The following is a 12,322-nucleotide window of genomic DNA, read 5'->3' on the forward strand; positions in this document are numbered from 1 at the left end:
GGTCGCGGGCGTCGGCGGTGGCGCGGTGGGGTCGGGGCTTCCCCGCTGGTGGGGAGGCAGGCTCCCGACGGGCGGAGACGGTGCCCGGCCGGTCGTGGGGCGGTCAGGGTGTGGACGTCGACGCGGCGGTGCCGGGGTGCGGGCCGTACGCTGTCATGAAGCGGTCGCGGAAGGTGTCCATGCGCCACTCCGGCGCGTTCTTGGCTGGCTTCAGGCCGTCCGTCCAGCCCCAGTCGGAGATCCTGTCCAGCACCTTCGGGTCCTTCGCGACGATCGCGACGGGCACGTCCCGGCTCGTGCTTCCGGCGGTGACGGTCGGCACGGGCTGGTGGTCGCCGAGGAAGACGAGCACGGTGTTCTTGTCGCCGTACTTCTCGACGTACTGGGTGAGGCTGTGCAGCGAGTACTCGATGGCGTTGCGGTACTCCCTGCGCACGCTCTCCGGGTTCTTCCAGACCTCCTTGGGGTCCTTGCCCTCCTTCTTGATCTGGTTGTAGACCGAGCCGTCGCCGAGGTCGTTCCAGTCGATCATGTGGGCGATCGGCGCCCAGGGGTTGTGGCTGGAGGCGAGGATGATCTCGGCCATCATCGGCTTGCGGTCCTTCTTGCCGTGCTCCAGGCGCTCGAACGCCCCCAGGCTGAACTGGTCGGGCACGGGCGTCCAGCTGAAGTACGGGCCGTTGTAGCCGAGGTGCTCGGAGTCGTAGATGCGGTCGAGGCCGAAGAACTTGCCCTCCGGCCAGGCGCGGCGGACACCCGGCACGATGCCGACGGTGTCCCAGGCACCGGTCTTCTGGAAGTACTTGGTGAGCGTGTTGCGGTCGCTCGTGGTCAGACTCCGGTAGCGCTGCTGGTTCTTGATCCACAGCCCGGACAGGAACGTGGAGTGGGCCAGCCAGCTGCCGGCGCCCGTGACGGGCGAGCGCAGCCAGCCGCTGCGCGAGGAGAACCCGGCCGACTTCAGCCCGCTGGTCCCCTCGGAGAGGACCGAGTCGATCTCCTTGGACATCGCCGGGTCGTCGATCGCCGTACGGCCGTAGCTCTCGATGAAGGTGAACAGGACGTCCTTGCCGCGCAGTCCGGTCAGCAGCTGATCCGGCGGGGTGTCGGCGAAGGCGTCGACGGACGCCTGCTTCGCGAAGATCTGGCCGTCGTGAAGGCTCGCCTGAACCTGGTCCACCCGGTTCTGGACGATCGTGGCGTTCATCTGGGACGCCACGGGTACGTCGGTGAACTGCACGCCGAGCGTCACACAGGTGATCCAGGCGGTGCCGAGGACCAGGGTGGTGCGGGTGGCGACGGGCCGGTGGCGGACCATGACGTCGGTCAGCCGTGCGACCGCCAGCGTCATGAGGACGAGCAGGGCGATGACGAGCACGACGACCGCGACCAAGGCGAAGATCTCACCGGAGCGGCCGAAGGACTCCTTCACCCAGTCCGCCGCGTTCTCGAACAGGATCCAGTCCAGGACCAGGTCGAACGGCCGGGCCATGACCGAGTAGAAGCCCATGTCGACGAACTTCAGGATGGTCACCAGGCCGAGCAGCGCTCCCACGACGTACGACGTGATGCGCCTCGGCTTCGGCGGCAGGGCCAGCAGCAGGGCCGCGAGGAGGACTCCCTCCGCCGGGATGCGCACGAACGCGCCGAATTCGAGGCGTTCGAGCTTGTTCGGCACGAGGAGGCCGAAGAGCACGAGTGCGCCGGCGAGGACCGTCGTCCCGACGGTCACGATCCGCGCCGCCTGGGGATACTTGGCCAGTCGCCCCCGCAGGCCGCCCCGCCCACCTGCGGCCTTCTCGGAGACGCCACCGTCCCCGTCGGCATCGGCATCGGCCTTCTCGGAGAGGCCACCATCCCCGTCGGCATCGGCCTTCTCGGAGCGGCCGTCGCCCCCGTCCGCGTCTGCGGGGGCCGTCTCCGGAACGCCGTCGCCGTCGCCCTCGCCCTCCGAGGCGGCGTCGCCCTCATCGGATTCCAAGGCTCCCGCACCCACGGTCCCATCGGTTTCCACATCGTCCGTACGCACGGTGCCGTCGGCTTCCGTGTCGTCCGTTCGCGCGATCGCGTCGGCCTCCGGGGCGGAGGTGCCGGGCTCCGGTCCGGTCTCCGGCTCCGCATCAGCGGGCGTTCCGGTCGCCGTATCGGCATCCGGATGCGGCTCCGTCTCCGTCTCCGGTTGTTCCGGCAGTTGACTGGAGCGCGTGATGTGCGACACGCCGATGGTCCTTCCGTACGAAGCCCCGCGATGACACGACGACACGCCCCGGGGCAAGGCAGGTGTGCCATCATCCGTACGGCTGATCTTCACCCATCGTTCAGCCGCGAGGGTCAATCACGGGCAAAGAGTACGCCGGGCGACGGGTGTTCCGTTCAGAGCGTCGCGTTCGCGGCGACCGACCGGGCCCAGCGGTAGTCCGCCTTGCCGCTCGGGGAGCGCTGGATGGAGTCGGTGATGACGAGCCGGCGCGGGATCTTGTAGCCCGCGAGGTGGGTGCGGCAGTGCGTCTGGATGTCGTCGAGGGACGGCGACGGCGCGCCCTCCCGGAGCTGGACGACGGCCGCCACATGGTTGCCCCACTTGGGGTCGGGCACTCCGGCGACCAGCGCGTCGTACACGTCCGGGTGCGACTTGAGGGCCTGTTCGACCTCTTCGGGGTAGACCTTCTCGCCGCCGGTGTTGATGCACTGCGAGCCGCGGCCGAGGACGGTGACGATCCCCTCCTCGTCGACCGTGGCCATGTCGCCGAGGAGCACCCAGCGCTCGTCGCCCTTCCGGAAGAAGGTCTCGGCGGTCTTCTTGGGGTCGTTGTAGTAGCCGAGGGGTACGTGGCCGCGCTGCGCGACCCGCCCCGGCTCGCCGACCGTTACCGGCTCGTGGGTGACCGGATCCACCACCTGTGTACGGGAGTTCACCCGGATCCGGAAGCCGCGCTCCGGGCCGGAATCAGCGGTCGCGGTGCCGTTGAAGCCGGACTCCGAGGAGCCGAAGTTGTTGAGCAGCATCACGTTCGGGACGAGCGCCTGGAACTGCTCGCGCACGGTGTCCGACATGATCGCGCCGGACGAGGACACGCTGAACAGGGCGGAACAGTCCGTGCCCTTCAAGGGGCCGTTCAGCGCGTCGATCAGCGGCCGCAGCATCGCGTCGCCGACCAGCGACACACTGGTCACCTGCTCCCTCTCGATCGTCCGCAGGACTTCCTCGGGCGCGAACTTGCGGTGGAGCACCACGCGTTGGCCGAAGTTGAAGGCGATGAACGCGGTGAGTGTCGAGGTGCCGTGCATCAGCGGGGGAGTGGGGAAGAAGGTGATCCCCGAGCCTTGGGCCGCGACGCGTTCGGCGAGCTCCTGCGGCCTCGTGACCGGATCGCCGGTCGGCGCGCCCCCGCCGAGGCCGGCGAAGAACAGGTCCTCCTGCCGCCACATCACTCCCTTGGGCATCCCCGTGGTGCCGCCGGTGTAGATGATGAACTGGTCGTCCGCGGAACGCGCGGGGAAGCCGCGCCCGGGTGACCCGGCGGCCTCGGCGTCGGCGAAGTCCACCACGCTCAGTCCGTCCGCCATGCCCGGCGTGTCTGGCTCGTCCGGCGCGTCCGCTCCGGACGCCGGGGTGCCCACCCGGACGAGGTGCCGCAGCCGCGGGGCGCGTGGCCGTGCCGCCGCCACCCGGTCGGTGAACTCCGCGTCGAAGACCAGTGCCGCCAGGTCCGCGTCCTGGTAGAGGTAGGCCAACTCCTCCTCGACATAGCGGTAGTTGACGTTGACCGGTACGACACGCGCCTTCAGGCAGGCCAGCACGGTCTGGAGGTACTCGATGCCGTTGTAGAGGTGGAGGCCGAGATGCTCGCCCGGGCGGATCCCGCTGTCGATCAGATGGTGCGCGACACGATTCGCGGCCGCGTCCAGCTGCGCGTACGTCAGGCGGCGCTCCGCGCCCGTGCCGGGGTGGTCGATGTACACGAGCGCCTCGCGGTCCGGGACCACGTCGACGACCGACTCGAACAGGTCGGCAAGGTTGTACTCCACCGTTCCTCCTGACCGTGTACGTGCGTGGCCGGGCACCCCGGGGCGTGTCCGCCCTGGGCGCCCGACGGTCATCAGAGCAAAGCCGGACCCAACTGGGAAGGGCTCCGGCACAAGAAATCTGACTGTCTGTCAGAAAACCCTTGTACTGGCTCGACGCCTCCTGCAACCTGTTCTCGTTCCTGAGACGGGAGGACGGCAATGGGTGGGACGGAACACCTCACCGTGCAGCGCGAAGGCGCCACACTGGTGCTCACGCTCAACAGGCCCGAGGCCAAGAACGCGCTCTCGCTGCCGATGCTGGTCGGTCTGTACGACGGCTGGATCGAGGCCGACGAGGACGACGCGATCCGCTCGATCGTGCTCACCGGCGCCGGCGGTGCCTTCTGCGCCGGGATGGACCTCAAGGCGCTGGCCGGAAAGGGCATGGAGGGCGAGCAGTACCGGGACCGGCTCAAGGCCGACCCCGATCTGCACTGGAAGGCCATGCTGCGCCACCACCGCCCCCGCAAACCGGTGATCGCGGCCGTCGAGGGGTACTGCGTCGCGGGCGGCACCGAGATCCTCCAGGGCACCGACATCCGGGTCGCCGGAGCCTCCGCGACCTTCGGGCTCTTCGAGGTCAGGCGCGGACTCTTCCCGATCGGCGGCTCGACGGTCCGGCTGCAACGCCAGATCCCGCGCACCCACGCCCTCGAAATGCTCCTCACCGGACGCCCCTACACCGCGGAAGAGGCCGCGGGCATCGGCCTGATCGGTCATGTCGTGCCCGATGGCACCGCGCTCGACAAGGCCCTCGCCGTCGCCGAGCAGATCAACGCCTGCGGCCCGCTCGCGGTCGAGGCCGTCAAGGCGTCCGTGTACGAGACCGCCGAACTGACCGAGACCGACGGCCTGGCAGCCGAACTGCGGCGCGGCTGGCCGGTCTTCGACACCGCCGACGCAAAGGAGGGCTCCCGGGCCTTCGCCGAGAAGCGCCCGCCGGTCTACCGGCGCGCCTGACCCACGTGCCCGCGCCCGGACGCGTCCGACCCGCCCCGCGGACGCGGCGCGTCCGGCCCTCGGAAGGAGAGATCCGGGATGCCCGAAGTCCTCAAAGCCCCCCTCGTCGTCGAGTTCCCCTTCACCCGCTCGCTCGGACCCGTGCAGAGCGCCTTCCTCACGGGCCTGCGCGAGCAGGTCGTCCTCGGTGTACGGACCGCCGACGGCCGCACACTCGTCCCGCCCGTCGAGTACGACCCCGTCACCGCCGAGGAGCTGCGCGACCTCGTCGAGGTCGCCCCCACCGGCACCGTCACCACCTGGGCCTGGAACCACGACCCCCGCCGCGGCCAGCCCCTCGGCACGCCCTTCGCCTGGGTCCTGGTCCAGCTCGACGGAGCGGACACCGGCCTGCTGCACGCCCTCGACGCCCCCGGCCCCGACGCCGTCCGCACCGGGATGCGCGTCCGCGTCCGCTGGGCCCGCGAACGCTCCGGCGCGATCACCGACATCGCCTGCTTCGAGCCCTACGACGGCACGGCGGGCGAACTCACGGGCCACGACGGCCGGTTCGAGGACATGGTCACCGGAATCGTCGCCCCCGCACGGCTCGACTACGTCTACTCGCCGGGCCGTGCCCAGGCCGCCTACATCGCGAGCCTCTCCGAGCAGCGGACCGTCGGCGAACGCTGCCCGTCCTGCCACAAGGTGTACGTCCCGCCCAAGGGAGCGTGCCCCACCTGCGGCGTGGCCACCTCCGAACAGGTCGAGGTCGGACCGCGCGGCACCGTCACCACGTACTGCATCGTCAACATCAAGGCGAAGAACCTCGACATCGAAGTGCCGTACGTCTACGCCCACATCGCCCTCGACGGAGCCGGTCTCGCGCTGCACGGCCGGATCGGCGGCATCCCCTACGACGAGGTCCGCATGGGCCTGCGCGTGGAGCCCGTGTGGACGGAGGGCGGCCGCTACCCGGACCACTACCGGCCCACCGGGGAGCCCGACGCGGACTACGAGACGTACAAGGAGATGCTGTAGATGCGGCCCATCAGGGACATCGCCGTCGTCGCCTTCGGGCAGACCGAGCACCGGCGCACCTCCGACGAGCTCTCCGAGGTCGAGATGCTCATCCCGGTCCTGCACGACGTCCTCGACCGGACGGGCCTGCAGACCAGCGACATCGGCTTCACCTGCTCCGGCTCCTCGGACTACCTCGCGGGCCGCGCCTTCTCCTTCACCATGGCGCTCGACGGCGTCGGCGCCTGGCCGCCGATCAGCGAGTCGCACGTCGAGATGGACGGCGCCTGGGCGCTGTACGAGGCGTGGACCAAACTGCTGACCGGCGACGCCGACACCGCGCTCGTGTACGCGTACGGCAAGTCGTCGCCCGGTTCCGTGCGCGACGTGCTGACCCGGCAGCTGGACCCGTACTACCTGGCCCCGCTGTGGCCCGACTCGGTCGCCCTCGCCGCGCTCCAGGCACAGGCGCTCATCGACGCGGGCGAGACCGACGAACTCGCGCTCGCCTCGGTCGCCGCCCGGAGCCGGGCCTCCGCGACCGCCAACTCCCATGCCCAGCTGCGCGGTTCGGTACCGCAGGGCGACTATCTCGTACGACCGCTGCGCACCGGCGACTGCCCGCCCATCGGTGACGGCGCCGCCGCCGTGATCCTCGCCGCGGGAGACCGGGCACGCGACCTGTGCCAGCGGCCTGCCTGGATCCGGGGCATCGACCACCGCATCGAGGCCCACTCCCTCGGCGTGCGCGACCTGACCGACTCGCCGTCCACGCGACGGGCCGCCGAACGAGCCGGCGCCTTCGAACGCCCCGTCGACACAGCGGAGTTGCACGCCCCCTTCACCTCCCAGGAAGTGATCCTGCGCAAGGCGCTGCGGCTCGACGACAGCGTGCGCGTCAACCCGTCGGGTGGCGCGCTCGCCGCCAACCCGGTCATGGCGGCCGGACTCATCCGCATCGGTGAGGCCGCCGCGCGTGTCCACCGCGGGGAGTCCGGCCGGGCGCTCGCCCACGCCACCTCGGGCCCCTGTCTCCAACAGAACCTGGTCGCCGTACTCGAAGGGGATGCCCGATGAGCAAGGAGCCCGTGGCCGTCGTAGGCATCGGCCAGACCAAGCACGTGGCGGCGCGGCGGGACGTGTCCATGGCGGGACTCGTCCGCGAGGCCGCGCAACGAGCGCTGGAAGACGCCGAGTTGACGTGGGCCGACATCGACGCCGTGGTCATCGGCAAGGCGCCCGACTTCTTCGAGGGCGTCATGATGCCCGAGCTCTACCTCGCCGACGCGCTCGGCGCCGTCGGCAAACCGATGCTGCGGGTGCACACGGCGGGCTCCGTCGGCGGGTCCACGGCCCTCGTCGCCACGAACCTCGTCGCGGGCCGGGTCCACGGCACCGTCCTCACCCTGGCCTACGAGAAGCAGTCCGAGTCGAACGCCATGTGGGGCCTGTCCCTGCCCATCCCCTTCCAGCAGCCGCTGCTGGCCGGCGCCGGAGGCTTCTTCGCACCGCATGTGCGCGCCTACATGCGGCGCACCGGCGCGCCCGACACCGTCGGCTCGCTCGTCGCGTACAAGGACCGGCGCAACGCGCTGAAGAACCCCTACGCGCACCTCCACGAGCACGACATCACCCTGGAGAAGGTCCAGGCCTCGCCCATGCTCTGGGACCCGATCCGCTACTCGGAGACCTGCCCCTCCTCCGACGGGGCCTGCGCGATGATCCTCACCGACCGCGCGGGAGCGGCCCGTTCACCGCGCCCGCCGGCCTGGCTGCACGGCGGCGCGATGCGCAGCGAACCGACCCTCTTCGCCGGCAAGGACTTCGTTTCCCCGCAGGCCGGCAAGGACTGCGCGGCGGACGTGTACCGCCAGGCGGGCATAGCGGATCCCCGCCGTGACATCGACGCCGTCGAGATGTACGTGCCGTTCTCCTGGTACGAGCCGATGTGGCTGGAGAACCTCGGCTTCGCCGAGGAGGGCGAGGGGTGGAAGCTCACCGAGTCGGGGGTGACCGAACTGGAGGGCGACCTGCCCGTCAACATGTCGGGCGGCGTGCTCTCCACCAATCCGATCGGCGCCTCCGGCATGATCCGCTTCGCCGAAGCGGCACTCCAGGTGCGCGGCCAGGCCGGAGAGCACCAGGTCGACGGGGCCCGCCGGGTGCTCGGCCACGCCTACGGCGGCGGATCCCAGTTCTTCTCCATGTGGCTGGTCGGCGCCGCGCCGCCCGCCTCCTGAGACCGTCCCCCTCACGTGGCCTGTCCGCCACCGGGACCGATCGCTAGGCTGGCCGCGGACGACGAACCGGGAGGAGCACGGACGTGGCCGAAAGCACCATCGAGCAACACCCGCTCGCGGGCTGGGACAAGCCTGAGCTGGACCTCAGCAACGCCGAATGGCAGTCCAGCAGCCGAGGGCGGGGGGACGTCCAGATCGCTTTTGTCGAGGGCTTCATCGCGATGCGCAACAGTGGCCGCCCGCAGAGCCCTTCCTTGATCTTCACACCCGCGGAGTGGGGGGCGTTCGTATCGGGAGCCCGCGAGGGCGAGTTCGACCTGACCTGAACCGACGACCGCCGGGCCCTCCCGCCCCGCCCCCCCACCGGGGAGGGGCGGCGGCCCGACGCGCCGCGCCCAAGTGGCCCCTCACCGACCGGCCCTTCCGCGGACACGCTGTCATGACGCGGTTCTGACCAGGAGCGCTCGAACGGGCTGCCCCGCGGATGATCCGGGCGTACGCTGAGGTGCCTGGAGGTCACGGTGCGCATCCGCTCCCCGCGTGGACGCGCGATCGTGACAGGGGGTGATCATGGGGCAACGCAGCCTGCGCAGCCGTCGGACGCTCTTCGAGCGCGAAGGTGAACTGTCCGCCGCCGACGAGGCGTTGAACGACCTCGTCGGCCTGCGCCGGGAGGTCGGCGAACCACCGGGCCGCTCCCGCGGCGCGCTCCTCGCCTTCGCCGGACGCGCCGGAATCGGCAAGACGACCCTCCTCGCGGAAGTGCGCAGGCGCTCCGCCGCCAAAGGCTGCACCGTGCTGAGCGCACGCGGCGGAGAGCAGGAACAGCGCGTCGCCTTCCACGTCGCCCGCCAGCTCCTGCAGCCGCAGCTCGCCGGATTCTCCGAGGCCGAACTCCGTGCGTCCCTGGGCAGTTGGTACGCGATCGTCGGCCCCGCGCTCGGCCTCTGCGCGCCGTCCGAGGGCGCCCCGCCCGACCAGCAGGGCCTGCGCGCCGGCCTCGACTGGGTGCTCACCCACCTCGCCGTGCAGCGCGCCCCGATGGTGCTCGTCCTGGACGACGCCCACTGGGCCGACGCCGAATCACTCAGCTGGCTGGCCGCGTTCGCGCCACGTGCCGAACAACTCCCGCTGCTGCTCGTCGTCGCCTACCGCCCCGACGAACTCCCCGAGCACGCCGAGGCGTTCAGAGGGCTGCCCGGCCGCGCCGGACAGCGCCCCCTCGGCCTCGAACCGCTCAGCGCGCCGGCCGTCGCCCGGCTCGTCCGCGAGGACCTCGGCACCCAGGCCGACGACGCGTTCTGCCGCGAGTGCTGGGCGGTCACCGCGGGCAACCCCTTCGAGGCCGTCGAGCTGACCGCCAAGGTCCGTGACCGCGGCCTGACCCCGACCGAGGACGGAGCGCACCTCCTGCGCGACCTCGCCGCCGCCGTCAAGGGCAGCGGTCTGATCGCCCGCCTCGAACGCCTCGGCACCGCCACCGTCCGCTTCGCCTGGGCCTGCGCCGTGCTCGGCACGGAGATCCACCCGACGCTCGCCGCCGCCGTCGCGGGCCTCGGCCCCGAGGAGGCCGCCGACTCGGCGGACGCCCTGCGCACCGCCCGTATCCTCACCGGCGCCGACCCCCTCGAATTCGTCCACCCGCTCATCGCCACCGCCGTCTACCGGGACATCCCCGGCAGCGTCCGCGTCGCCCTGCACGGCCAGGCCGCCTGGTGCGTGATCGACGAAGGCCTCGGTCCGGCCGCCGCCGCCCGTCACCTCATGGAGACCCACCCCGACGGCGACACCTGGATCGTCCAGCAGCTGCGCGCCGCGGCCCGCGAGACCCAGCGCGCCGGAGCCCCCGACGCCGCCCGCCGCTACCTCGCCCGCGCCCTGCGCGAACCGCCGCCCCCCGGGGACCGCGCCGCCGTCCTGTACGAACTGGGCTGCGCGTCCCTGCTCACCGAGCCGGCGACCACGGTCAACCACCTGCGCGCCGCCCTCGAGGAGCCCATCACCGACCCGGAGCTGCGCCACAACATCGTCTACCGCCTCTCCCAGGTCCTCGCGCACAGCGACCGCCTCGCCGAGGCCTCCGAGACCCTCGCCCGCGAGATCCGGGTCACCGGCGACGCCCGGGTACGGCTGCGCATGCAGTCCGAGCAGTTCATGTGGGACGCCTTCCGCGCCGACGAACCCGACTCGCCCGTCCGCTCCCGCCGGCTGGCCCGTCTCGCCGACCGGCTCACCGGCCGCGACCTCACCGAGCGCTATGTCATCGGGCTGCGCGCCTGGGACGCCACCCTGCGCGGCGAACCCGCCCACATCGCCCTGGAGCACGCCGAACGCGCCCTGGCCGGCGGCCTGGGCTGGGCCGAGGCCGACCGCGGCTTCGAGGTCCCGGTCCTCGTCGCCATGACCTTCATGTACGCCGACCGGCCGGGCCGCACCGAGGAGCTCTTCGCCACCGGGATCGCGGACTTCGAAGCCCAGGGCTGGCACGGCGCCCACCTGTCCTTCGGCTACACGATCCTCGGATACGTGCGCTTCCGCCGCGGCCGTCTCGCCGAGGCCGAGGACTTCGTCCGCGCGGGCCTCCGGCTCGCCGAACGCGTCGGACCCGGCACCCCCGTCCACTGGTACGCGGTCGGCACCCTCATCCAGGTCCTGCTCGCCCGGGGCCGGGTCGAGGAAGCGGCGCGCACCGCCGAGGAGTACGCGTTCTGCGCGCCCTTCCCGGCCGCCGTGACCTTCCCGGACGCCCAGACCGTGTACGGCGAACTCCTGCTCGCCCGCGGCCTCACCAAGGACGCCGCCGCCGAGCTCGCGTCCGCCGGCCGCCGCCTCGACCCGCGCGGCATGCGCAACCCCGCCTGGTGCCCCTGGCAGCTCCACCTCGCCCGCGCCGAGAGCCACGACACCCCGGAGCGCGCCATCGCCACCGCACTCGAAGCGGTGAACCGCGCCCGCCAGTACGGCACCCCCTCCGCGATCGGCCAGGCACTGCGCGCCGCCGCCGAGGTCTCGCCGGGCCCGGCCCGCGTCGAACTCCTCGAAGAGTCCGTCAGCCATTTGGAGCGCTCCCCGGCCGCCTACGAACTGGCCTGCGCCCTGGTCGCCCTGGGCACCGAACTGCGCCGCGCCGGACGCCCCAAGGAAGCCGCGGAGCACCTCTACCGGGGCCTCGACGCGGCCGTCCAGTGCGGTGCCGACGGGCTGATCGAGGAGGCCCGCGACTTGCTGGCGGCGGCGGGGCTGCGGCCGCGCCGCCTGCACAGCACCGAGACGGACACCCTGACGGCCCGCGAGCGCGCCGCCGCGGCACTCACCGCGCGGGACCGCACGCCGGCGCAGATCGCCGAGGAACTGAACATCGACGAGCACGCCGTCGCCCGGCTCCTGTCGGCGGTCTACCGCAAGGTCGGCACGGACCGCAGGGGGCTGGCGGCGGCACTGGGCGAACAGGCCACTTCCTGACGCGGGCGGGGCCGGCTCTCCGGGCCCCGCCCGGACGGCGCCCGCGGGGCCCGGTACGCGCCCGTGCACGTACCATTGCGGCATGTCCTTCCTCCGCCGCCGCAGCGCTACGCCCGCCGGGCCCGACTTCGACGTTCTGGCCATGGATCCGGGCGACTGGCCCGGCAATCTCGGCGCGGGCCTGCTGCCCGCTCCCGACGGCAGCTGCCAGGGCGTCTTCCTGCGCTACGACCTCTTCGGCGGCCGCGGCCCCGCGATGATCATCGGCAACCTGCCGGAGGGCTCCCCGGCCCGTGACGTCGCCGAGGGCGAGGTCCCCTTCGAGGTGGCCCAGCTGCTGATCGCGCTGGAGAACGACGAGGAGTGTACCGTCACCGGCACCGAGGACATGCCGGTGATGCAGGGCGACAACCTGCTGATCGTGCGCCGGTTGAAGCTCTCCGAGACCCGTATCTCCTGCGTCCAGTTCGACCGCAGCGACAACGTCCTGGTGACCATCGCCGCCTGGGACCGTCCGATCACGGACGACCTGTACGCCCTGCTGAAGCCGCTCCCGGCGGAACTCTTCCAGCAGGGCTGAGGCCGAACGCCCG

9 protein-coding genes are annotated in these 12,322 nt (G+C 71.8%); 7 read left to right on the forward strand and 2 right to left on the reverse strand.

Annotated features, from left to right (window positions below):
• Window positions 1-103: 103 nt before the first annotated feature.
• Complete coding sequence (locus ACFWBT_RS23315; RefSeq protein WP_385703424.1) at window positions 104-2,218, reverse strand: sulfatase; 2,115 nt, start codon at window positions 2,216-2,218, stop codon at window positions 104-106.
• 155 nt (window positions 2,219-2,373) lie between these two features.
• On the reverse strand, window positions 2,374-4,029 hold the full coding sequence (locus ACFWBT_RS23320; RefSeq protein WP_385703427.1) for an acyl-CoA synthetase: 1,656 nt from the start codon (window positions 4,027-4,029) through the stop codon (window positions 2,374-2,376).
• A 198-nt stretch (window positions 4,030-4,227) separates the two neighbouring features.
• Between ACFWBT_RS23320 and ACFWBT_RS23325 the strand changes: the two genes are divergently transcribed.
• The 7 genes from ACFWBT_RS23325 (at window position 4,228) to ACFWBT_RS23355 (ending at window position 12,309) form a co-directional block, all read left to right on the forward strand.
• On the forward strand, window positions 4,228-5,028 hold the full coding sequence (locus tag ACFWBT_RS23325) for a crotonase/enoyl-CoA hydratase family protein (protein ID WP_385703429.1): 801 nt from the start codon (window positions 4,228-4,230) through the stop codon (window positions 5,026-5,028).
• Between the two features lie 78 nt (window positions 5,029-5,106).
• Entirely contained in the window at window positions 5,107-6,048 is a 942-nt protein-coding gene (locus tag ACFWBT_RS23330; protein WP_385703432.1) for a Zn-ribbon domain-containing OB-fold protein, read from the forward strand.
• Window positions 6,049-7,104 (forward strand): thiolase domain-containing protein, encoded by a 1,056-nt coding sequence (locus ACFWBT_RS23335; RefSeq protein ID WP_385703435.1) that lies wholly within the window; start codon window positions 6,049-6,051, stop codon window positions 7,102-7,104.
• Window positions 7,101-8,267, forward strand: coding sequence for a thiolase domain-containing protein (locus ACFWBT_RS23340; protein ID WP_385703437.1), 1,167 nt, complete (start codon window positions 7,101-7,103; stop codon window positions 8,265-8,267). Before ACFWBT_RS23335 ends, ACFWBT_RS23340 begins: the two co-directional genes overlap by 4 nt.
• An 83-nt stretch (window positions 8,268-8,350) precedes the next feature.
• Window positions 8,351-8,593 (forward strand): DUF397 domain-containing protein, encoded by a 243-nt coding sequence (locus tag ACFWBT_RS23345; RefSeq protein WP_028799506.1) that lies wholly within the window; start codon window positions 8,351-8,353, stop codon window positions 8,591-8,593.
• Between the two features lie 244 nt (window positions 8,594-8,837).
• Window positions 8,838-11,729, forward strand: a complete 2,892-nt coding sequence (locus ACFWBT_RS23350; RefSeq protein WP_385703440.1) for an AAA family ATPase — start codon at window positions 8,838-8,840, stop codon at window positions 11,727-11,729.
• Window positions 11,730-11,811: 82 nt separating this feature from the next.
• The gene (locus ACFWBT_RS23355; protein WP_266755403.1) at window positions 11,812-12,309 is read left to right on the forward strand and encodes a hypothetical protein; all 498 of its coding nucleotides are present in this window, start codon (window positions 11,812-11,814) and stop codon (window positions 12,307-12,309) included.
• Window positions 12,310-12,322: the final 13 nt, after the last annotated feature.

Source organism: Streptomyces sp. NPDC060027, assembly GCF_042737005.1.
Classification (GTDB): domain Bacteria; phylum Actinomycetota; class Actinomycetes; order Streptomycetales; family Streptomycetaceae; genus Streptomyces.